Source organism: Pseudomonas sp. L5B5 (assembly GCF_020520285.1).
In the GTDB taxonomy this organism is placed as follows: Bacteria; Pseudomonadota; Gammaproteobacteria; order Pseudomonadales; family Pseudomonadaceae; genus Aquipseudomonas.
Map to the genome: position 1 here is coordinate 2,143,936 of NZ_CP084742.1, position 21,827 is coordinate 2,165,762.

Annotated in this window: 18 protein-coding genes; 9 read left to right on the forward strand and 9 right to left on the reverse strand. The window is 63.0% G+C overall.

Annotation, left to right across the window (positions count from 1 at the left end; translation table 11 throughout):
• Positions 1 to 301: 301 nt before the first annotated feature.
• Entirely contained in the window at positions 302 to 517 is a 216-nt protein-coding gene (gene rmf / locus LGQ10_RS09595; protein WP_015634760.1) for a ribosome modulation factor, read from the forward strand.
• A 137-nt stretch (positions 518 to 654) separates the two neighbouring features.
• Here rmf and LGQ10_RS09600 read toward each other — a convergent pair whose 3' ends face one another.
• Positions 655 to 1,674 (reverse strand): quinone-dependent dihydroorotate dehydrogenase, encoded by a 1,020-nt coding sequence (locus LGQ10_RS09600; RefSeq protein ID WP_058433971.1) that lies wholly within the window; start codon positions 1,672 to 1,674, stop codon positions 655 to 657.
• A gap of 221 nt (positions 1,675 to 1,895) precedes the next feature.
• Between LGQ10_RS09600 and LGQ10_RS09605 the strand changes: the two genes are divergently transcribed.
• From LGQ10_RS09605 to cobA, 8 genes are all read left to right on the forward strand, one after another.
• Positions 1,896 to 3,104, forward strand: a complete 1,209-nt coding sequence (locus LGQ10_RS09605) for a CmpA/NrtA family ABC transporter substrate-binding protein (RefSeq protein ID WP_226525412.1) — start codon at positions 1,896 to 1,898, stop codon at positions 3,102 to 3,104.
• Between the two features lie 15 nt (positions 3,105 to 3,119).
• Entirely contained in the window at positions 3,120 to 3,695 is a 576-nt protein-coding gene (locus tag LGQ10_RS09610; protein WP_058433973.1) for an ANTAR domain-containing response regulator, read from the forward strand.
• Positions 3,696 to 3,928: 233 nt separating this feature from the next.
• Entirely contained in the window at positions 3,929 to 5,140 is a 1,212-nt protein-coding gene (locus LGQ10_RS09615; RefSeq protein WP_226525413.1) for a nitrate/nitrite transporter, read from the forward strand.
• A 7-nt stretch (positions 5,141 to 5,147) separates the two neighbouring features.
• Positions 5,148 to 6,818 (forward strand): bifunctional protein-serine/threonine kinase/phosphatase, encoded by a 1,671-nt coding sequence (locus LGQ10_RS09620; protein ID WP_226525414.1) that lies wholly within the window; start codon positions 5,148 to 5,150, stop codon positions 6,816 to 6,818.
• A 467-nt stretch (positions 6,819 to 7,285) separates the two neighbouring features.
• Positions 7,286 to 9,739, forward strand: a complete 2,454-nt coding sequence (gene nirB, locus LGQ10_RS09625; RefSeq protein WP_226525415.1) for a nitrite reductase large subunit NirB — start codon at positions 7,286 to 7,288, stop codon at positions 9,737 to 9,739.
• Positions 9,736 to 10,053, forward strand: coding sequence for a nitrite reductase small subunit NirD (gene nirD / locus LGQ10_RS09630; protein WP_226525416.1), 318 nt, complete (start codon positions 9,736 to 9,738; stop codon positions 10,051 to 10,053). Before nirB ends, nirD begins: the two co-directional genes overlap by 4 nt.
• Positions 10,053 to 12,785, forward strand: coding sequence for a nitrate reductase (locus LGQ10_RS09635; protein WP_226525417.1), 2,733 nt, complete (start codon positions 10,053 to 10,055; stop codon positions 12,783 to 12,785). The genes nirD and LGQ10_RS09635 overlap by 1 nt, the downstream gene beginning before the upstream one ends.
• Positions 12,782 to 13,522, forward strand: a complete 741-nt coding sequence (cobA, locus tag LGQ10_RS09640; RefSeq protein WP_058438504.1) for a uroporphyrinogen-III C-methyltransferase — start codon at positions 12,782 to 12,784, stop codon at positions 13,520 to 13,522. The genes LGQ10_RS09635 and cobA overlap by 4 nt, the downstream gene beginning before the upstream one ends.
• 67 nt (positions 13,523 to 13,589) lie before the next feature.
• Here the strand turns inward: cobA and LGQ10_RS09645 are convergent, their stop codons facing one another.
• From LGQ10_RS09645 to ppsA, 8 genes are all read right to left on the reverse strand, one after another.
• Positions 13,590 to 14,570, reverse strand: coding sequence for an OmpA family protein (locus LGQ10_RS09645; protein WP_226525418.1), 981 nt, complete (start codon positions 14,568 to 14,570; stop codon positions 13,590 to 13,592).
• Between the two features lie 107 nt (positions 14,571 to 14,677).
• The gene (sigX, locus tag LGQ10_RS09650) at positions 14,678 to 15,268 is read right to left on the reverse strand and encodes an RNA polymerase sigma factor SigX (RefSeq protein ID WP_068577272.1); all 591 of its coding nucleotides are present in this window, start codon (positions 15,266 to 15,268) and stop codon (positions 14,678 to 14,680) included.
• A gap of 87 nt (positions 15,269 to 15,355) precedes the next feature.
• Positions 15,356 to 16,180, reverse strand: a complete 825-nt coding sequence (locus LGQ10_RS09655) for a mechanosensitive ion channel family protein (RefSeq protein WP_058433296.1) — start codon at positions 16,178 to 16,180, stop codon at positions 15,356 to 15,358.
• Between the two features lie 2 nt (positions 16,181 to 16,182).
• Complete coding sequence (locus LGQ10_RS09660) at positions 16,183 to 16,434, reverse strand: CrfX protein (protein ID WP_413247595.1); 252 nt, start codon at positions 16,432 to 16,434, stop codon at positions 16,183 to 16,185.
• Between the two features lie 57 nt (positions 16,435 to 16,491).
• The gene (locus LGQ10_RS09665) at positions 16,492 to 17,487 is read right to left on the reverse strand and encodes a zinc transporter ZntB (protein WP_058433298.1); all 996 of its coding nucleotides are present in this window, start codon (positions 17,485 to 17,487) and stop codon (positions 16,492 to 16,494) included.
• 25 nt (positions 17,488 to 17,512) lie between these two features.
• Positions 17,513 to 18,004 (reverse strand): ribonuclease E activity regulator RraA, encoded by a 492-nt coding sequence (gene rraA / locus LGQ10_RS09670; protein ID WP_226525419.1) that lies wholly within the window; start codon positions 18,002 to 18,004, stop codon positions 17,513 to 17,515.
• Between the two features lie 255 nt (positions 18,005 to 18,259).
• The gene (locus LGQ10_RS09675; protein WP_226525420.1) at positions 18,260 to 19,249 is read right to left on the reverse strand and encodes an alpha/beta fold hydrolase; all 990 of its coding nucleotides are present in this window, start codon (positions 19,247 to 19,249) and stop codon (positions 18,260 to 18,262) included.
• Between the two features lie 102 nt (positions 19,250 to 19,351).
• Positions 19,352 to 21,727 carry a phosphoenolpyruvate synthase gene (gene ppsA, locus LGQ10_RS09680; RefSeq protein WP_226525421.1) on the reverse strand — a complete coding sequence of 792 codons (2,376 nt, stop codon included), beginning with the start codon at positions 21,725 to 21,727 and terminating at the stop codon, positions 19,352 to 19,354.
• Between the last annotated feature and the right edge of the window lie 100 nt (positions 21,728 to 21,827).

Below are 21,827 nucleotides of genomic sequence, written 5' to 3' on the forward strand. Positions count from 1 at the left end.
CACTAAAGCATTAACCTCATCATCTAGTCAGAGGCTTGTTACAGCAGGCTTTGCCAGGCAGAACCGGCGAAGGAACCGCTCTGGCTTATGGCCTGGATAGCACTATCGTTACGTCCTTATGACAAAACGATCATTCACTTGCTGTGACCTATTGGTTAGAACTCAACACAGGTTGGCGACGCAATGACGCCAACATCGAAGCTCGCGACGCCGGCAGCGAGCACCAACGGCAGAAGCATTCTGCCCGACCTCAATGAAGGTCGACGGGACATATACAGTCAACAAGTGAGGGAAACACCCTATGAGAAGACTAAAGCGTGATCCGTTGGAAAAAGCATTTTTACGCGGATATCAGTATGGCGTTAATGGCAAGTCCCGTGAGCTTTGCCCATTTACTCTACCGTCGGTACGCCAAGCCTGGATCAACGGCTGGCGAGAAGGACGCGGCGACAACTGGGACGGTATGACAGGCACTGCGGGTATACACAGACTCAACGAACTTCGCGCTGTCGGCTGATCAGGGCACATTCCGACACCTAAAACTTGAATAGATGATGACTTAACCACGCGCGCCCCATCCGGGCGGCGGGCTTCGGCCCAGGGGCTCCTTCGAGGAGCCCTTTTTTATGGCCGTCGCACACGTCCGCCTGCCTGTCAGCCCATGGCCGCGATGGCATCCACCGATTCGCGGATCAGCGCCGGGCCCTTGTAGATGAAACCCGAATACAGCTGCACCAGGCTGGCGCCGGCGGCGATCTTCTCGGCCGCATGCCGGCCTTCGGTGATACCGCCTACCGCGATGATCGGCAGGCGGCCGGCCAGTTCGGAGGCCAGGACCTTGACCGTGTGGGTACTCTTTTCCCGCACCGGTGCACCGGACAGGCCACCGGCCTCGTCACAATGTTCCAGGCCTTCGACGCCTTCACGACTGAGGGTGGTATTGGTGGCGATCACCGCGTCCATGCCGGCCTCGAGCAGTGCCCGGGCCACCTCCACGGTTTCTTCATCAGTCATATCGGGAGCGACCTTGATCGCCAGCGGCACGCGCCTGCCGTGGATCGCGGTCAGTTCCTGCTGGCGCCGGCCCAGGGCCGCCAGCAGTTGCTTGAGCGACTCGCCGAATTGCAGGCTGCGCAGGCCCGGGGTGTTGGGGGAGCTGACGTTGACCGTGACGTAGCTGGCCTGGGCGTAGACCTTGTCCAGGCAGATCAGGTAGTCATCCACGGCCCGCTCCACCGGGGTATCGAAGTTCTTGCCGATGTTGATCCCCAGCACGCCCTTGTACTTGGACGCGGCGACCCGTGCCAGCAGGTTGTCGACCCCCAGGTTGTTGAAACCCATGCGGTTGATGATCCCTTCGGCCTCGGGCAGGCGGAAGATTCGGGGCTTGGGGTTGCCCGGCTGCGGACGCGGCGTGACGGTGCCGATCTCGACGAAACCGAAACCCAGCTGGGCGAAACCGTCGATGGCCGCGCCGTTCTTGTCCAGGCCCGCGGCCAGCCCCACCGGGTTGGCGAACTCCAGGCCCATGACGGTCACCGGCTTGTGCGCCGGGGCCTTGCACAGCAGGCCGTTGAGCCCCAGACGCCCGCCCGCGCCGATCAGGTCCAGGGACAGATCGTGGGAAGTTTCCGGGGAGAGTTTGAACAGCAGCTGGCGGGCCAGGGTATACATGGGCGCGATGGACTCGGTGGACGGCGAAATGGGGCGCCGATTATAGCCGGGCCCGGGGCTTGCAAGCGAGGCGCATCGGCAAATCCGACCAGCGCTGGCACATGCCTTGCACCTGCCGTGCCATTCCCCCGCGGCCAACGGCGGCCCGGGTCGAAGGACAATGCTCTGGTCTGCGCCCGGCATTACCGGCGCGGCTAGGCCACTTCAAGCAAGGTGCCCCCATGACAGAACACCCCCGCCTGCCACTGGCCTGGGTCAACGGTAGCGATGCCCCGGAAAAGCCCGAGCTGGACCTGGGCTTCATGGCCCTGACCGATTGCGCCTCCCTGGTGGTCGCGGCCACCCAGGGATTCGCCCAGCCCCACGGCCTGACCTTGAACCTCAAGCGCCAGAGTTCCTGGGCCAGCCTGCGGGACAAGCTGGTGAGTGGCCAGCTGGACGCTGCCCACAGCCCGTACGGCCTGGTCTACGGGGTGCACCTGGGCATCGGCGGCACAGCCCCCTGCGACATGGCGATACTCATGGGGCTGAACCAGAACGGCCAGAGCATCAACCTGTCCCGGGAGCTGCAAGCGCTCGAGGTGACCAGCCCTGAAGCACTGGATCGCCACGTGCACCAAAGCCGGGCGCGCCTGACCTTCGCCCAGACCTTCCCCACCGGCACCCATGCCCTATGGCTCTACTACTGGCTGGCCAGCCAGGGTATCCACCCATTGGCAGACGTCGACAGCGTCGTGGTACCTCCACCACAGATGGTTGCCCATCTGCAGGCCGGGCGCATCGACGGCTTCTGCGTCGGTGAACCCTGGAGCGCCAGCGCGGTACAGCAGGATCTGGGCTTCACCCTGGCCACCAGCCAGGCAATCTGGCCGGATCATCCGGAGAAGGTCCTGGGCTGCACCCGCACCTTTGTCGAGCAGTACCCCAACACGGCCCGCGCCCTGGTGATGGCCACCCTCGAAGCCAGCCGCTTCATCGAGCAAAGCCCGCAAAACCGTCGCGGCACCGCACAGTTGCTCAGTGCCAGCGATTACCTCGACGCTCCCCTGGCCTGCATCGAACCCCGGCTGCTGGGCGACTACGCCGACGGCCTGGGCAATCGCTGGCAGGACCCCCACGCCCTGCGCTTTCACAACCATGGCGCGGCGAACCAGCCTTACTTGTCCGACGGGATGTGGTTCATGACCCAGTTCCGCCGCTGGGGCCTGCTGCGCGAGGACCCGGACTACCTGGCCGTGGCGCGCCAGGTCCAGCAAGTACAGCTTTACCGCGAAGCGGCCAGTGCCCTGGGGATCGCTACCGGGCCGGACATGCGCAGCAGCCAGCTGATCGACGGCAAGGTCTGGGACGGCACGCAACCGGCCGCCTATGCCCGCAGCTTCCACCTGCACGCCCTGAACGACACCCCTGCCCTGGTTGCCCAGCGCTGAGCGGAGCCTGCGAACATGCTGCGAATCCTGTTGATCAATGACACCGCAAAAAAAGTCGGGCGGCTCAAGGCGGCCCTCAGTGAGGCGGGCTTCGAAGTGATCGATGAGTCCGGCCTGACCATCGACCTGCCCGGACGCGTCGAAACGGTGCGCCCCGATGTAATCCTGATCGATACCGAGTCGCCCAGCCGCGATGTCATGGAGCAAGTGGTCCTGGTCAGCCGCGACCAGCCTCGACCCATCGTGATGTTCACCGACGAGCACGACCCGAGCGTCATGCGCCAGGCAATCAAGTCCGGGGTCAGCGCCTATATCGTCGAAGGCATCCAGGTCCAGCGCCTGCAGCCAATCCTCGACGTCGCCATGGCCCGCTTCGAAAGCGACCAGGCCCTGCGCGCCCAGTTGCAGGCGCGGGACCAGCAACTGGCGGAGCGCAAGCGCATCGAACTGGCCAAGGGCCTGCTGATGAAGATGAAGGACTGCGGCGAGGAGCAGGCCTATACCCTGATGCGCCGCCAGGCCATGAGCCGGCAGCAGAAGCTGATCCAGGTGGCGGAGCAAATCATCGCCATGCAGGAACTGCTGGGCTGACCCCGGCCCTGGCGGCGATTGGCCCGGCTCTTGCTATCGGATAAGCATCGGTAACCAACGGCGGTTGCCCCACCCACGACAAAGACGTCGCGTACCCTGCTCGCCCTTCGCGAACCGGGTGCCGGCGTCTTTTCGTTCTGGCCCCACTGCACGGGGCCGGTGGTGCGGCCGACGTGTCGCCCCACCGCAAGCCCCATGACCCCTCCCCCGATTGCTGTCAGCTGAGGTGCGCGATGAATTCAAGCTTCTGGAAATCCGGCCACACCCCGACCCTGTTCGCGGCCTTTTTATATTTCGACCTGAGCTTCATGGTCTGGTACCTGCTGGGCCCGCTGGCAGTGCAGATTGCCGGCGACCTGCAACTGACCACCCAGCAGCGCGGCTTGATGGTGGCCACGCCGATCCTGGCCGGCGCCGTATTGCGCTTCATCATGGGCCTGCTGGCCGATCGCCTGTCGCCCAAGACGGCCGGCCTGATCGGCCAGGTGATCGTCATCGGGGCCCTGCTGGGCGCCTGGCAGCTGGGTATCCACAGCTATCAGCAGGCCTTGCTGCTGGGAGTGTTCCTGGGCATGGCCGGCGCCTCCTTCGCGGTGGCCCTGCCCCTGGCGTCGCAGTGGTATCCGCCGCAGCATCAGGGCAAGGCCATGGGCATCGCCGGCGCGGGCAACTCCGGCACGGTGTTCGCCGCACTGCTTGCACCGGCGCTGGCAGCAGCCTTCGGCTGGAGCAATGTGTTCGGTTTTGCCCTGATCCCGCTGCTGGTGACCCTGGTGCTGTTCGCCTGGCTGGCGCAGAACGCCCCCGATCGCCCCCGGGCCAAGTCCATGGGCGATTACTTCAAGGCCCTGGGTGACCGCGACAGCTGGTGGTTCATGTTCTTCTACAGCGTCACTTTCGGCGGCTTCATCGGCCTGGCCAGCGCCTTGCCCGGTTACTTCAATGACCAGTACGGACTGAGCCCGGTGACCGCCGGCTACTACACGGCGGCCTGCGTCTTCGGCGGCAGCCTGATGCGTCCCCTGGGTGGCGCCCTGGCCGACCGCTTCGGCGGCATCCGCACCTTGCTTGCGATGTACAGCGTGGCGGCGCTGTGCATCACCGCCGTCGGTTTCAACCTGCCCAGTTCGTACGCTGCCCTGGCACTGTTCGTTTGCACCATGCTCGGCCTGGGCGCGGGCAATGGCGCGGTCTTCCAGCTGGTGCCGCAACGCTTCCGGCGAGAAATCGGCGTGATGACCGGGTTGATCGGCATGGCCGGCGGCATTGGCGGTTTTGCCCTGGCGGCGGGCATGGGGGCGATCAAGCAGAGCACCGGCAGCTACCAGCTGGCGCTGTGGTTGTTCGCCAGCCTGGGGTTGCTGGCCTGGTTCGGCCTGCACGGGGTCAAGCGTCGCTGGAGAACCACCTGGGGCTCGGCGGCCGTGACCGCAGCCCGGGTCTGAGGCGAGTATGGCCCTGCAACTGAGCCACGCCCAGGCTACCGCCACCGGCCCGCGCACGGAAAACCAGGATGCCCTGCGCCGGGTGACTCCGGAACCGAACCTGGCCGCGAGCAAGGGCCTGCTGTTCGCCATTGCCGATGGCGTCAGCCAATGTGCCGACGGCGGCCTGGCGGCCCGCTCCAGCTTGCAGGCGCTGGCCCTGGACTATTACGCCACCCCGGAAACCTGGGGCGTGGCGGAGGCGTTGGAGCGCCTGTTGAGCGCCCAGAACCGCTGGCTGCAGGCCAACGGCGGGGGGCAACCACTGCTCACCACCCTCAGTGCACTGGTGCTGCGTGGCCAGCGTTTCACCCTGGCCCATGTCGGTGACTGCCGGGTCTATCGCTGGCATCAACAGCGTTTGCAGCGCATCAGCGAGGACCATGTCTGGGAGCAGCCGGGCATGCAGCACGTCCTCAAACGGGCCCTGGGGCTGGACCAGCACCTGGTGCTGGATTTCCTCGATGGCGAGTTGCGCCAGGGCGAAAGCTTCCTGCTGCTCAGCGACGGCGTCTGGGCCACTCTGGGCGACACCGCCATCGCGGCCATCCTGCGTGACCAGCCGGACCCGCAGAGCGCCACCCGGACCCTGGTCAGCGCTGCCCATCTGGCCGGCAGCCAGGACAACGCCAGCGCCCTGCTGGTCAGGGTCGATGCCCTGGGCGAGAGCAGCATTGGCGATGCCCTGCTGCACCTGCGCCAATGGCCCCTGCCACCGCCACTGAAGCCAGGCCAGCCGTTCGAGGGCTGGCAGGTCGAGGCGCAGCTGGGCCAGAGCCGCCAATCGCTGCTGTATCGCGTTCGCGACGAGCAACAACAGGCCTGGCTGCTCAAGACCCTGCCTGCGGCCCTGCACGACGATCTACCAGCTTGCCAGGCCTTGTTGGCCGAGGAGTGGCTGCTGCGCCGCGTCGCCGGGCGTCACTTTCCCCAGGTCCACGGTGGCAGCTCGCGCCAGTACCTGTATTACCTGATGCGCGAGTATCCCGGGCGGACCCTGGCACAGCTGTTCCAGCAGCACGGCCCCCTGCCCCTGGACCAGTGGCAGGGCCTGGCCGAGCGCCTGCTGCGGGCGACTGGTTTGCTGCACCGGCGGCAGATCGTGCACCGGGACCTCAAGCCGGAGAACCTGCTACTGGGTGAGGATGGCGAACTGCGCATCCTGGACTTTGGGCTGGCCTACTGTCCCGGGCTGACGGTGGACCCGCAGCACCTGCTGCCAGGCACCCCGAGCTTCATCGCCCCGGAAGCCTTCGACGGCGAGCCTCCCGACCCTCGACAGGACCTGTATGCCGTGGGTGTCTGCCTGTACTACCTGCTCACCGGGCACTACCCCCATGGCGAGATCGAGGCCTTCCAGCGTCCCCGCTTCGGCGTGCCGACCAGCCCTGGACGCTACCGCCCAGACCTGCCGCAATGGCTGGAAGAGAGCCTGGAACGCGGGGTCTGTGCCAATCCGCAGCACCGCTACGAGACCGCCGAGCAATGGCTGCTGATACTGGAGCAAGGTGAACGCCGCAGCCTGAGCCACAGGCCTCGACCGTTGCTGGAGCGAGAGCCGCTGAAAGTGTGGCGTGGCCTGGCCCTGGGGGCGCTGGCGCTCAACCTGGTGTTGCTGTGGCTACTGCTGGGAGGCTGATGTTTGCGCCCCGACCACCAGCCCACCGCGTGTCGCCGTTGCCGCAGGCTGCGCACGACTGCGTAGCGGGCGCAGAAATTCCACAACGACAGCGCTGCCCAGTTGTCGTAAGGCCCTGCGGGCCTTGTCGCAGCCTCGCAAGCTCGACAGCGGCTGCAGGACCACAGCGTAGTCAGGCAGGTCTCGAAACGGGGCAGGATGCGTCAATTCGGTGCAGGACCTGGCCCGAATCTGCACGGGATTGCCTGAACACCCCGAAAATACGGGGCCCAAGCAACTTGGCACAGGCGCTGCATTGCTCCTGGCAACAGACATAAAACCCGGCCTTCAACGACGAAGACGGGTTTCCCGAGAGAACGGGATCGGACAAAGGCGTCCTCGTCAGGCCACTGACGGGACGCCTTTTTTGTTTGCGCGCATTTTGTCGAGCCAGGCCCCAAGTCCTGCCTGCGCTCCCGGAGAAGTCCATGAAAAAACTCAAGCTGGTGATGATCGGCAACGGCATGGCCGGAGTCCGGACCCTGGAAGAACTGCTCAAGCTGAGCGAGGAGCTGTACGACATCACCGTCTTCGGCGCCGAACCCCATGCCAACTACAACCGCATCCTGCTGTCGCCGGTGCTGGCCGGCGAGCAGCAGTTCGAGGACATCATCCTCAACGACCTTGGCTGGTACCAGGAACACGGCATCAAACTGCTGCTCAACCGCAAGGTCGTGCAGATCGATCGCATCCGGCGCCGGGTGATCGCCGACGACGGCACCGAGGCCGAGTACGACCGCCTGCTGATCGCCACCGGCTCCACGCCGTTTATCTTGCCGATCCCCGGCAACGGCCTGCAGGGCGTGATCGGTTACCGGGACATCGCCGATACCCAAGTGATGATCGACACCGCCAGGACCCACCGCCACGCCGTGGTGATCGGTGGCGGCTTGCTGGGCCTGGAGGCCGCCAACGGCCTCAAGCTGCGAGGCATGGACGTGACCGTGGTGCACCTGGGTGAGTGGCTGCTGGAGCGACAGCTGGACCAGACCAGCGGCCAATTGCTGCAAGGCGCCCTGGAGAGCCGCGGCCTGAAGTTTCGCCTGTGCGAACAGACCCGGGCCCTGCTCGATGCCGGCAATGGCCGGGTCGGCTCGGTGCAGTTCAAGAACGGGGACATCGTTCCCGCCGACCTGGTGGTGATGGCGGCCGGCATCCGGCCCAATACCGAACTGGCAGAACGGGCTGGCCTGCCCTGCAATCGCGGAATCCTGGTCAACGACACTCTGCAGACCTACGACCCGCGCATCTACGCCATCGGCGAATGCGCCAGCCATCGCGGCATCGCCTACGGCCTGGTGGCGCCACTGTTCGAACAAGCCAAGGTCTGTGCCAATCACTTGGCCCAGCTGGGTTTTGCCCGCTACCAGGGCTCGGTCACGTCCACCAAGCTCAAGGTCACCGGAATCGACCTGTTCTCGGCTGGCGAGTTCATGGGCGGCGAAGGCACCGAGACCATCACCCTCGCCGACCCCATCGGCGGCGTGTACAAGAAGCTGGTGATCAAGGACGACGTGCTGGTGGGGGCGTGCCTGTACGGCGACACCGCTGACGGTGGCTGGTACTTCCGGCAGATCCGCGAGAACCACAACGTGGCCCAGATCCGCGACCACCTGATGTTCGGCGAGAACAGCATTGGCGACGTCGGGCACCAGGGCCAGAACAGCGCGGCGAACATGCCCGATACCGCCGAAGTCTGCGGCTGCAACGGCGTGTGCAAGGGCACCATCGTCAAGGCCATCCAGGAGAACGGCCTGTTCAGCGTCGACGAGGTCAAGAAGCACACCAAGGCCGCCAGTTCCTGCGGCTCCTGCGCCGGCCTGGTGGAACAGATCCTGATCAGCACCGTGGGTGGCGCGGCCGACGTCAAGCCCAAGAGCGAGAAAGCCATCTGCGGCTGCAGCGACCTCAACCACGGTCAGGTGCGCCAGGCGATCCGCGAGCACCACCTGATCACCCTTGGCAGTGCCATGCGCTTCATGGACTGGCGCACCGCGGACGGCTGCGCGACCTGCCGTCCGGCGCTGAACTACTACCTGATCTCCACCTGGCCGGGCGAGGCCCGGGACGATCCGCAGTCGCGCCTGATCAACGAGCGGGCCCACGCCAACATCCAGAAGGACGGCACCTATTCGGTGGTGCCAAGGATGTGGGGCGGCGTGACCAACCCGTCCGAACTGCGGCGCATCGCCGACGTGGCGGACAAGTACCAGGTGCCCATGGTCAAGGTCACCGGCGGCCAGCGCATCGACCTGCTGGGCATTCGCAAGGAGGACCTGCCGGGAGTCTGGAAGGACCTGGACATGCCGTCCGGCCATGCCTATGGCAAATCCATCCGCACGGTGAAGACCTGTGTCGGCAGCGAGTTCTGCCGCTTCGGCACCCAGGATTCCACCCGGCTGGGCATCGACCTGGAGCACGACCTGTTCAACATGTGGGCCCCGCACAAGGTCAAGCTGGCGGTCTCTGGCTGCCCACGCAACTGCTCGGAGGCCGGGATCAAGGACGTGGGCATCATCGGTGTCGACTCCGGCTGGGAGATGTACATCGGCGGCAATGGAGGGATCAAGACCGAGGTGGCCGAGTTCTTCGTCAAGCTCAAGACCGCCGACGAGGTTCGCGAATACAACGGTGCCTTCCTCCAGCTGTACCGCGAAGAAGCCTTCTACCTGGAGCGCACCGTGCACTACCTGCAACGGGTCGGCATGGAACACGTTAAGCGGGCCGTGCTGGAGGACCCTCAGCGGCGCCAGGCACTGAACGAACGCCTGCAGTTTTCCCTGTCCTTCGAGCAAGACCCCTGGCAGCAACGCCTGGCCGAACCACAGTTGAAAAAAGAGTACGAGACCATCCCCGTCAAGCAACTGGAGGTGCCGGCATGAACTGGCTGGATATCTGCGCCCTGGAAGACATCAATACCCTGGGCTCGCGCATCATCAAGGGACCTCGTGGCGATATCGCGATCTTTCGCACCAGCGACGACCAGGTCTTCGCCCTCGACGATCGCTGTCCACACAAAGGGGGCCCGCTGTCCCAGGGCCTGATCTATGGCAAGCGGGTGGCCTGCCCGCTGCACAATTGGCAGATCGACCTGCAATCGGGCGAGGCCCAGGCACCTGACATCGGCTGCGCCCACCAGCACCTCGCCCGGGTGGCAAGTGGGCGGGTGCAACTGGCCCTGCGGGATGCCGGGTGATGGAGCGCCAGAGCACCGCCTCGACCTGTTGCTATTGCGGGGTCGGCTGCGGCGTGCTGATCGAGCATGACGGCCGGCAGATTCTCGGGGTCAGCGGCGACCCGGCGCACCCGGCCAACTTCGGACGCCTGTGCAGCAAGGGCGCCAGCCTGCACCTGACCGGTGACCCAGCAGCTCGTGCGCATTACCCGCAGTTGCGCCTGGGCAAGGCCCTGGCCCGCAGCCGCTGCGATTGGGACAGCGCCCTGGACCATGCTGCCGACGTCTTTGCCCGAACGATTGCCGAACATGGCCCGGACAGCGTGGCGTTCTATCTCTCCGGGCAATTGCTGACCGAGGACTACTACGCATTCAACAAACTGGCCCGGGCCCTGGTGGGCACCCACAACATCGACAGCAACTCGCGGCTGTGCATGTCTTCGGCAGTGGTAGGCTACAAGCGCAGCCTGGGGGCCGATGCGCCACCGTGCAACTACGAGGACCTGGAACAGAGCGACTGCGTGTTGATCGTCGGCAGCAACATGGCCTACGCCCACCCAGTGCTGTTTCGTCGCCTGGAGCAGGCAAAAAGCCTGCGCCCGACGATGAAAGTCATCGTCATCGACCCGCGCCGCACCGACACCTGCGACCTCGCCGACCTGCACCTGGCGATCCTTCCCGGCACCGATGTCGCCCTGTTCCACGGGATCTTGCACCTGCTGTTGTGGGAAGACTGGATCGACCGGGATTTCATCCAGGCCCACACCGAGGGGCTGGCTGAACTCAAGGCCCTGGTCCGCGACTACACTCCGGCCATGGTGGCGCAGTTGTGCGGCATCAGCCTCGAACACCTGCATCAATGCGCACAATGGATCGGCACCGCGCCGAGCTTCCTGTCGCTGTGGTGCATGGGCCTGAACCAGTCCAGCGCCGGCAGCGCGAAGAACAGCGCCCTGATCAACTTGCACCTGGCCACCGGGCAGATTGGCCGGCCCGGCGCAGGCCCCTTCTCTCTCACGGGTCAGCCCAACGCCATGGGCGGGCGGGAAACCGGCAGCCTGAGCAACCTGCTGCCCGGCCACCGGGAAGCCGGCAACCCCGAGCACCGCGCCGAAGTGGCGGCCTACTGGGGGGTGGAACAATTGCCGGAAACACCGGGGCTGAGCGCCATCGAATTGTTCGAGCATCTGCACGGTGGGCGCATCAAGGCCCTGTGGATCGCCTGCACCAACCCGGCCCAATCGCTACCCGACCAGAATCGCGTGCGCGCGGCCTTGCTCGAGTGCCCTTTCGTGGTCTTGCAGGAAGCGTTCGCCACCACGGAAACCGCAGCCTTCGCCGACCTGCTGCTGCCAGCCGCCAGCTGGGGCGAGAAAGAAGGCTCGGTGACCAACTCCGAACGCCGGATATCCCATGTGCGCCAAGCGGTGCAGCCTCCTGCGGAGGCCCGGGCGGACTGGGCGATTACCGTGGATTTCGCCCAGCGCCTGGAACGCCGCCTGCGTCCCGGCCAGCCCAGCCTGTTCGCCTTCGACAGCGCCAGCCAACTGTTCGATGAGTACAAGGGCCTGACCTGTGACCGTGACCTGGACCTGTCCGGCCTGAGCTACGGCCTTCTGGATCGGCTTGGCCCACAGCAATGGCCCTTTCCCGCGGGAGCCTGCCAAGGCACCCCGCGCTTGTATGGCGACGGCCTGTTCCCCACTGTCACGGGACGGGCACGTTTCATCAGCGATCCTTACGTCGCCGCCCGGGAGCAGCGCGATGCGCGCTATCCACTGACCCTGATCACCGGTCGCCTGCGGGATCAATGGCATGGCATGAGCCGAACTGGCACCGCAGCGCAGCTGTTCGGCCACGTGGGCGAGGCGCTGCTGAGCCTGCACCCGGAGGATCTGCGCCGCCAGCGCCTGCACGCTGGCGACCTGGTGAACCTCAAGAGCCGGCGCGGCAGCGTGATAGTCGCCGTTGGCAGCGACGACAGCGTGCGCCCTGGCCAGGCCTTCCTGCCGATGCACTGGGGCGACCGCTTCCTCAAGGGCGGAGTCAATGTCGTCACTCAGCCGGCGTTCGATCCGCTGTCCAAGCAACCGGAACTCAAACACAGCGGCGTACGCCTGGAGCCCGTGCATTTGCCATGGCAGCTGTTCGCCCTGGTCGAGGGTGATGTACAAGCCAGGTTCCAGGCCCTGCGACCTCTCTGCGAGCCCCTGGCCTATGTCAGCGTCAGCCTGACCGGCCGCGAACGCCCCGCCCTGGTGATTCGCGCAGCACACCCGGAGGCGCCACCTGCCCAGTTGCTCTTGGCCATCGACCGACAGCTGGAGCTCGATAGCGGCTCGGTGCTGGCCTATGACGACCCACGCCGGGCCATCGGCAAGCGGGTGCGCATCGAGCAAGGCCGGATCACGGCAATCCGCCTGGCCGGGGAAACCCTGGCCCAGCACTGGTTGCAGCAGCTGTGGCTCGAAGGACGTGCCGACGAACAACTGCGGCGCTGGCTATTGGCGCCCCTGAGTACACCGCCGGCGGCCTGCGGCCTGGGCGAACCTGCGGACCGCACTCTGTGCAATTGCAAAAACGTCAGCTATCGCGCCGTGCGCACCGGCATCGCCGCAGGCCTGGACCTCGGACAACTGAAACAACAACTGGGTTGTGGCAGCCAATGTGGCTCCTGCGTGCCGGAGATCAAGGGTCTTCTGGCAGCCGCGGCGCAACCTGTGGCCATCTCCGTGCAAGAGGAAATCACATGAGTGCAAAAGTCTGGCTGGTCGGCGCGGGCCCTGGCGATCCGGAGTTGCTGACGCTCAAGGCGGTACGCGCCCTGGGTGAAGCCGATGTGGTGCTGATCGATGACCTGGTCAACAGCGCCGTGCTGCAGCACTGCCCCGGGGCGCAGGTCATCGCCGTCGGCAAGCGGGGTGGTTGTCGCTCCACACCCCAGGCATTCATCCATCGCCTGATGTTGCGTTACGCCCGCCAAGGCCGTTGCGTGGTTCGTCTGAAGGGCGGCGACCCGTGCATTTTCGGGCGTGGCGGCGAGGAGGCACAGTGGCTCAGGAATCAGGGTATCGAGGTGGAACTGGTCAACGGCATCACCGCCGGCCTGGCCGGAGCCACCAGCTGCGATATCTCCCTGACCTTGCGTGGCGTGGCCCGTGGCGTGACATTGCTCACCGCCCACACCCAGGATGACAGCCCTCTGGACTGGCAAGCACTGGCCAAGGGCGGAACGACCCTGGTGATCTACATGGGAGTGGCGAAACTGGCGGAGATTGGCGAACAGCTACGCATTGCCGGAATGCCCGACGAGACACCCGTGGCGATGATCGAGAACGCCTCGCTGCCGCATCAGCGTGAATGTCGCAGCGTGCTGGGAAACATGCAGCGGGATGCTCTGGATTTCGGCCTCAAGAGCCCTGCAATCCTGGTGATAGGTGCAGTAGCGAAGGCCGTTGGCGCCAACGAACCCTGCCTGCTCCAGGCCTGAAGCAGGGACAAAATCCAGGCAAAGAAAAACCCGGCCTAGGCCGGGTTTTTCCAAGCTACAGGGCTAATTACTTAGCTTGAGCTTCTACCGAGGCTTCTACGCGACGGTTCACAGCACGGCCAGCTTCAGTTGCGTTGTCGGCAACTGGGCGGGACTCACCGTAACCAACGGATTGAACGCGGTTAGCGCCAACGCCGTACTGGTTGACCAGAACTTGTTTAACGGCGTTTGCACGACGCTCAGACAGCTTCTGGTTGTAAGCGTCAGGACCGACGGAGTCAGTGTGACCTTCAACAACGGTGGTGGTCTGTGGGTACTGATTCATGAAATCAGCCAGGTTTTTGATGTCAGCGTAGCTGTTTGGCTTCACGACCGACTTGTCGAAGTCGAACTTCACGTCCAGCTCAACACGTACCACTTCAGCAACTGGAGCTTCTGGAGCTGGCTCTGGAGCCGGAGCTGGAGCTACTGGAGCTGGAGCGACCTTGCCAGCGTTGCCGCCGAAGTTCACACCCAGGCCGACCAGGGCAGAGTAGTCCCACTTGCCGTTGTCCATGCCGTAGTCGGCTTCAACGCCAGCACGGGCGAACAGGTTGTCGGTGAAGTAGTACTTAACACCAGTACCGATGATGGCCTGGGTAGTCTTGTCACGACCGCTGTGACCGTCAGCTTCTACGCTGCTACGGCTCTGGTGACCGAAACCACCGGAAACGTATGGACGCAGGGAGTCTACGCCAGCCTGACCGAAGTGATAGGTAGCCAGCAGGCTGGTGGTATCACCCTTGATCTTCTGGTTGCCAGTGCCATCGTTGGAACGGGTGTGGTTGGTCTTGTCGTAGCTCAGATCCAACGAAAGATCGTCGGTCAAGAAGTAACCAATCCGAGCGCCCGGGTTGAAGCCATCTTCGATGTGCTTAACGCTGTCGTTGTACTGTTTTTTGTAAAACAGTTCACCCTCGACCGCGCCTTGGCCTTGCGCCAGAACGCCGAACGAAGTCACGGCAACAATAGAACCAATGGCAATGCCCAAGGTGTTTTTCAGTTTCATCCGTTAAATCCCCATCTGGTGATTGTAAAGCAGTCCCACATACCGGGGGACAACTCGGCGGTAAGTCTATCAGAACTCACCTAGACGTAAGAGATATTTGCGCCGAACTAAGTTTCAGCAATGCCTGCAAATTTCTCACGCAATTTATCAAGAGCACGTTTGTAACGCATTTTTGTAGCACTCAAACCCATATGCATGATGTCTGCAATCTCTTGAAATTCCAGTTCTGCGACAAACCGTAGCACCAGAATTTCCCGATCGATCGGGTTCACATGCACCAACCAGCGGTCAAGTCCGCCCTTCTCCTCAGGTTTCGGCGCCTTCTCTTCAGACGCCTCCTCGAGGGGATCAAGACTCAACGCGTCCATCAACCGCCGCTTGCGTCGCTCCTTGCGATACTGCGTGATGCATTCGTTGTACGTGATGCTGTATAGCCACGTCTTGAACTTCGATTTGCCCTCAAAGTTCTTAAGGCCATACAACACCTTCAACATCACTTCCTGACAGACATCATCGGCATCCCGATCGTTCCCCAGATAACGTGCACAAACATTAAATAGAGTCCGTTGATAGCGTCGCATCAACTCTTCATAGGCGCGTGTTACGTGAAACAGCTCCGTATGTGAACGCGCAACCAACTCCTCATCAGAGAGCTCACGGGGGTCATAGCGCGTGGATAGCGGTTGGGTTTTATTCAAAACGAGTCGTGCCGACAGTCAGGTCAGTGTCCGCCGCAGCCCTGTGACGGGCATTTTGCGGCGGCATACATTAGCAGGGTGCCGGGGTTAGCGGCTACTTACATGCTGCTCCAGCAGGATCCGATTGGAGAGAGAGACTAGCTCACCCTCATCGGTCAGCAATGTAGTTTTAACCGTGCCAATCTCTTCAATCTGGCCTTCGACCTCGCCAACACGCACCTGTTGACCAACCTGATACAACTCACGCACATAGATTCCCGCAAGAATCTGACCGGCAATTTCCCGGCTTCCCAATCCCATCGCCAGCGCAACTGCCAGACCAACGGTAATCAAAACGATCACGATCACGTGGTTGAGCAGGTCGGTTTTGACCTCCAACTGGCTGATCGCTACGGAAATGCTGATGATGATCACCAGTCCCTGGGCGATCCGCCCCACGCCGCTGGCATAATCCAGCCCCACACCTTCCGCCGCGCCCCGCACCAGCCCGTTGGCCAGTTGCGCCAGCAGAACCCCCACCAGCAACACCAGCGCAGCGCCGAAAACCTTCGGCAAATACAACGCAAGCATGTCGAGCGTAGCCGAAACTCGCTCAAGGCCAAGGGATTCAGCAGCAGAAACCAGAAAAATCAGCAGGACGAACCAGTAGACGATCTTGCCGATCAGGGTCGATATAGGGACTTGAAGGCCCGCACGGGACAACAACTTGGTCAAGCCGGTCCCACCCATCAGGCGGTCCAGACCCAGCTTGGCGAGCAATTTGGAAAGCAGGGTATCGAGCAGCTTGGCCACCACGAAACCCAGCAACAGCACCACCAGTGCACCGAACAGGTTCGGAATGAAGTTCGCCACCTTGGTCCACAAGGCGGTCATCGCTGTGACGAGGCTCTGCGTCCAGAGATCAAGTTCCATATTCAATCAGCCTTATCAGCAGTGCGAGCAGTAGTTTTAAGACGGGAAACCGGCGCGATGTGGGCCGATCCGTTATTCAGGGCGATCATCAGGGCCGGAAGCCAACGGCCCAGCAGGCTGAACAGGTCACCCGCGCCCACCTGGCGGTTGGCGGTTTTTAATACGCGACCCAGGCAGGCATCGTCATCGCGGCTGGATGGCGAGGCCTTGAGCATGTCACGCAGCGACTCTTCAAACGGATCGTGCATACGCACCTCTGGTGATGTTTGAAAAAGACGCGATCAGAGTTATTCGGGTCACATGAGGCCTCGTCATACCCAGCGCAAACGTCGGAACAACCACCATTGACCCAGCGCCACCGCCGCCAGCAACAGGCAGGCGACGATGAAGCCATAGGGGCTGGCGGAGAATGGAATGCCACCGACATTGATCCCCAGCAGCCCGGTGAGAAAGCTCATCGGCAGGAAGATCCCGGTGATCACGCCGAAGCGATACATGGTGCGATTCATGCGCAGGCTCAAGCGCCGGTCTTCGGCCTCAAGCGCAAGCCCCACGCGCTCCCGGGCCAACTCCAGCTCCTCCAGGTAGCGGGTCAGGCTGTTGTGCAATTCGTTCCAGTAGTCACCATCATCGGCGGCGAACCAGGGCAGTTTTATCCGGCTCAATTGGGCGAAGATATCCCGTTGAGGCGCCAGGAAGCGCTTGAGTCCAGCAGCCCGTCGACGGATCTGCAGAATGCTGCCATGTTCCGGGGTATACCGTTCGTCGGCATCCAGTTTTTCTTCTTCGCCATCGACCACTTCCGAGAGGTCGCTGACCAGGTTCTGCACCTTGTGGGTCAGGTATTCGGCCATGTAAAGCAGCAACTCGGCGGCACTCTTCGGGCCCTTGCCTTCCGCCAGCTCGAGTAACAGCTCATCGGTGGCCCGCAGAGGGCGCAAGCGCAGGGAGATCACCCGCTGCGCACTGGCGAAGATGCGCACCGAGACCATGTCTTCAGGCTCGGCCCCCGGATTGAGATTGATGCCACGCAAGAACAGCAACAATTCGGAGTCGGGCAGCGCCAGCAGGCGCGGCCGGGTGTTTTCTTCCAGCAGCAGGTCGCAACTGAACTCGCTCAGGCCGCTGGAACGGCGCAGCCAGGTCTGGGTCTGCGGATGACTGCGATCCCAATGCAACCACAGGCTCTCATGGGGCTGCAGTTGCAGATCATCGAGCTCAGTCCGAGCAATCGAACGCGCACCGCCTTTACCATCCAGCACCAGGGCATGCACCAGCCCCCACTGCGCGTTTTCTTCCTCGAACATCCTCACCCCTTGTCTGGCCGCTGGATCATTCAGGCATTTTCAGTGGGCTGGGCGAAACGATCACGCCGTTGTTGTCGGCATAGACATACTCGCCCGGACGGAAGGTTACCCCGGCAAAGGCCACGGCCACGTTGAGGTCGCCAATGCCGCGCTTGTCGGTCTTCATCGGGTGGCTGGCCAGGGCCTGGACCCCAAGATCGGTCTGCGCAATGACGTCCACGTCACGGATGCAACCGTAGATCACCAGGCCTTCCCAACCATTCTTCGCCGCCTTTTCGGCCAGCATGTCTCCCAGCAGCGCGCGTCGCAGGGAGCCACCGCCATCCACTACCAGCACCTTGCCGTTCCCGTTGAGTTCAACCTGTTCCTTGACCAGAGAATTGTCTTCGAAGCACTTGATGGTAACGATTTCACCCCCGAAGGAATCGCGACCGCCAAAATTGCTGAACATGGGCTCGACCACCTGAACCAGGTCCGGGTAGGCATCGCACAAGTCGGGAGTGAGGTAATGGTTCATCGAGAAGCTCCTGTAACAGAAAGAACACGATCGAAGGTGTCGGTCATTCCGGGGCCAGCAATGAAAAAACGAGCCCAGCCGGCAGATGTTTAGCCCGCCGCCCTTGAGCAGCCCATCGGCCTGGCCGGGATTTTCGCAGGTCTGCCAGCAGAACGGAAAATCGACTCAGCAACTGAATATGACCAGAACAGCGCAGCGCGTCATATCTTAGCCGCAAGCGTTATTGAGCGAAATGCCCTTGTCAGAGCCCGCGCATCAAACGGTCGCCAACTGTTCAGTAGCGCAAGCCAGTAACGGCGCTTGCTGATCCTCAAGCCAACGACGCACCAGTGGCCAGACCTCGACCTGCGCCGCCTTGCTCACCAGCATCTCGACATGACCGAAATTGCCACTGAAACCCTGCTCGCGTCCTAGGCAGATAAATTGTTTCTGCTCACTTCCCAGCTGTTCGAACAGCTTGCGACAAGCCCAGGTCGGGTCCTGGTGATCTCCAGCCGCGCTGACCGCCAATGCCGGCACAGTCACCTCGGCAAGGCCAGCCCACCAGTCCTTGTCGGCATCGCCAAAACGGCCGAACAGACCGTGCCAGCGCATGCTTTCCAGGGCCAGGCCGATGGGTTCGTCTTCAGGACCCCGCTTGAGCCGGGAACCGGACAGCTGGGCAAACCGCTTGATGACCAGGCGCCCTCCCCACTCCACCAGGGGAACCTTCAAGGGCCAGTAGATACGGCTGACCTGGCTGCCAAAAAATGCCACCGAGGCCACGCCGGCCTGACCCAGGTACTGGCCGCCCAACGCTGCCGCCAGGGTCGTGCCGCCCAGGGAATGGCCAATCCAGTGGGGAACCTGCCCACTCTGCTCACGAACGAAGGCAGCAATGGCCGGCAGGTCGTAGCGGGCGTAGTCGGCCACTCGGTTGCCACGGTAGCCCGTGTTGCGCCGCGAAAGGCCATGGCCGCGCATTTCCGGGATCCATACATCAAAACCGGCCCGCGCCAGGTAAGCCCCCAAGCCGATGCCCTTGGGCGAGTACCAGAAACGTCGATTGGAAAAGCTGCCATGCAACAGGACCACGGGCACGCCCTGGGCTTCAGGCGCATCGGCCAGCCCCAGTCGAGTCACCGCCAGCTCCACCGACGAGTCGGGGCTGTTGCCAGGTTTCAAGCGATAGACGTCTTCGCTCAGATCGCCTCGACGCTCGGCACTGATCAAGGCGACGGGAAATAGGTTGCTGCTGCTTTGCATATTCTTCTTGCACAAAAAAGGGCGGCATCCGGAAGAGGCGCGCCCTGCTTGAATCTACAAGGCCTGGCCAGTCTCGCGACCGGCCGGGCCTGCACTCATCGATTATGCAGCGCCCTGGCCCTCGGCCAGGAAGAACCAGGTCTCGAGTACCGAGTCCGGGTTCAGCGAAACACTTTCGATACCCTGTTCCATCAGCCACTTGGCCAGATCCGGGTGATCCGAAGGTCCCTGGCCGCAGATGCCGATGTACTTGCCGGCCTTGTTGCAGGCGGCGATGGCATTGGCCAGCAGCTTCTTGACCGCCGGATTCCGCTCGTCGAACAGGTGGGCGATGATGCCGGAGTCACGATCCAGGCCCAGGGTCAGCTGGGTCAGGTCGTTGGAACCGATGGAGAAACCATCGAAGTACTCGAGGAACTCCTCGGCCAGGATCGCGTTGGACGGCAGTTCGCACATCATGATCACGCGCAGGCCGTTCTCACCCCGCTTGAGGCCGTTTTCAGCCAGCAGCTCAACCACTTGGCTGGCTTCGCCAAGGGTCCGCACGAACGGCACCATGATCTCGACGTTGGTCAGGCCCATCTCGTTGCGCACGCGCTTGAGCGCACGGCATTCGAGCTCGAAGCAGTCGCGGAAGGATTCGCTGATGTAGCGCGAAGCCCCGCGGAAGCCCAGCATCGGGTTTTCTTCTTCAGGCTCGTAGAGCTTGCCGCCGATCAGGTTGGCGTATTCGTTGGACTTGAAGTCCGACAGGCGCACGATGACTTTCTTCGGCGTGAACGCCGCGGCCAGGGTGCTGATGCCCTCGACCAGCTTGTCGACGTAGAAGTCCACCGGATCGTGGTAACCCGCGATACGCTTGTCGACGCTGTCCTTGATGTCCTGTGGCAGCCCCGCGTAGTTCAGCAGCGCCTTGGGGTGCACGCCGATCATGCGGTTGATGATGAACTCCAGGCGGGCCAGGCCCACACCGGCGTTCGGCAGCTGGGCGAAGTCGAAGGCGCGGTCCGGGTTGCCGACGTTCATCATGATCTTGAACGGCAGGTCCGGCATGGCGTCCACGGAGTTCTGCTTGACGTCGAAGCCCAGCTCGCCCTCGAAGATGAAGCCGGTATCGCCTTCGGCGCAGGACACTGTCACGCCCTGGCCGTCCTTCAGCAGTTCGGTGGCGTTGCCGCAACCCACCACTGCCGGGATACCCAGCTCACGCGCGATGATCGCGGCGTGGCAGGTACGGCCGCCACGGTTGGTGACGATGGCGCTGGCGCGCTTCATCACCGGTTCCCAATCCGGGTCGGTCATGTCGGAAACCAGCACGTCGCCGGCCTGGACCTTGTCCATCTCCGACACGTCCTTGATGATCCGCACCTTACCGGCGCCGATGCGCTGGCCGATGGCGCGGCCTTCCACCAGGACGGTGCCTTTTTCCTTGAGCAGGTAGCGCTCCATGACGTTGGCCTGGGTGCGGCTCTTCACGGTCTCCGGACGGGCCTGCACGATGTACAGCTTGCCGTCGTCACCGTCCTTGGCCCATTCGATGTCCATCGGGCACTGGTAGTGCTTCTCGATGATCATCGCCTGCTTGGCCAGCTCGCTGACTTCGGCGTCGCTCAGGCAGAAACGCGCGCGATCGGCCTTGTCCACGTCAACGGTCTTCACCGAGCGACCGGCCTTGGCTTCGTCGCCATAGATCATCTTGATCGCCTTGCTGCCCAGGTTGCGACGCAGGATCGCAGGGCGGCCGGCGGCCAGGGTGTTCTTGTGGACGTAGAACTCGTCGGGGTTGACGGCGCCCTGGACCACGGTTTCACCCAGGCCGTAGGCACCGGTGATGAACACCACGTCCCGGAAGCCCGATTCGGTGTCGAGGGTGAACATCACCCCGGCAGTGCCGGTTTCCGAGCGGACCATGCGCTGCACACCGGCAGACAGGGCCACCAGCTTGTGGTCGAAGCCCTGGTGCACTCGGTAGGAGATGGCGCGGTCGTTGAACAGCGAGGCGAACACTTCCTTGGCCGCACGGATCACGTTGTCCACGCCACGGATGTTGAGGAAGGTTTCCTGCTGGCCGGCGAAGGAGGCATCCGGCAGGTCTTCGGCGGTAGCCGAGGAGCGTACAGCAACGGCCACGTCCGGATTGCCGGCCGATAGCGCGGCAAAAGCAGTACGGATTTCGGTATTGAGGCGCTCAGGAAACTCGGCGTCCATGATCCATTGGCGGATCTGCGCGCCGGTCTTGGCCAGGGCATTCACATCATCGACATCCAGAGCGTCGAGCGCTGCATGGATCTGATCGTTCAGACCGCTCAACTCGAGGAAATCCCGATACGCCTGAGCGGTCGTGGCGAAGCCACCCGGGACCGAGACGCCGGCACCCGCGAGGTTACTGATCATCTCGCCCAGGGATGCGTTCTTGCCCCCCACATGCTCAACATCGTGTTTGCCGAGCTTATCGAGGGAAACTACGTACTCTACCAAGGTGATCTCTCCACTAACTGTGTTGGAAAAGCTCAGAAACGGGCTGCTTCAGGGAGCATTTGCCCGCTATATGGTCTGGACTTGGAAAATAAGTGAGAAT

Excerpts from the sequence above, each read along its gene's own strand:
- LGQ10_RS09665 (WP_058433298.1), bottom strand. The coding sequence starts at position 17,487 with ATGTTCGAGGAAGAAAACGCGCAGTGGGGGCTGGTGCATGCCCTGGTG.
- LGQ10_RS09675 (WP_226525420.1), bottom strand. The coding sequence starts at position 19,249 with ATGCAAAGCAGCAGCAACCTATTTCCCGTCGCCTTGATCAGTGCCGAG.
- LGQ10_RS09635 (WP_226525417.1), top strand. The coding sequence starts at position 10,053 with ATGGAGCGCCAGAGCACCGCCTCGACCTGTTGCTATTGCGGGGTCGGC.
- LGQ10_RS09605 (WP_226525412.1), top strand. The coding sequence starts at position 1,896 with ATGACAGAACACCCCCGCCTGCCACTGGCCTGGGTCAACGGTAGCGAT.
- LGQ10_RS09615 (WP_226525413.1), top strand. The coding sequence starts at position 3,929 with ATGAATTCAAGCTTCTGGAAATCCGGCCACACCCCGACCCTGTTCGCG.
- nirB (WP_226525415.1), top strand. The coding sequence starts at position 7,286 with ATGAAAAAACTCAAGCTGGTGATGATCGGCAACGGCATGGCCGGAGTC.
- rraA (WP_226525419.1), bottom strand. The coding sequence starts at position 18,004 with ATGAACCATTACCTCACTCCCGACTTGTGCGATGCCTACCCGGACCTG.
- rmf (WP_015634760.1), top strand. The coding sequence starts at position 302 with ATGAGAAGACTAAAGCGTGATCCGTTGGAAAAAGCATTTTTACGCGGA.
- LGQ10_RS09610 (WP_058433973.1), top strand. The coding sequence starts at position 3,120 with ATGCTGCGAATCCTGTTGATCAATGACACCGCAAAAAAAGTCGGGCGG.
- LGQ10_RS09645 (WP_226525418.1), bottom strand. The coding sequence starts at position 14,570 with ATGAAACTGAAAAACACCTTGGGCATTGCCATTGGTTCTATTGTTGCC.
- LGQ10_RS09620 (WP_226525414.1), top strand. The coding sequence starts at position 5,148 with ATGGCCCTGCAACTGAGCCACGCCCAGGCTACCGCCACCGGCCCGCGC.
- cobA (WP_058438504.1), top strand. The coding sequence starts at position 12,782 with ATGAGTGCAAAAGTCTGGCTGGTCGGCGCGGGCCCTGGCGATCCGGAG.
- LGQ10_RS09655 (WP_058433296.1), bottom strand. The coding sequence starts at position 16,180 with ATGGAACTTGATCTCTGGACGCAGAGCCTCGTCACAGCGATGACCGCC.
- LGQ10_RS09600 (WP_058433971.1), bottom strand. The coding sequence starts at position 1,674 with ATGTATACCCTGGCCCGCCAGCTGCTGTTCAAACTCTCCCCGGAAACT.
- nirD (WP_226525416.1), top strand. The coding sequence starts at position 9,736 with ATGAACTGGCTGGATATCTGCGCCCTGGAAGACATCAATACCCTGGGC.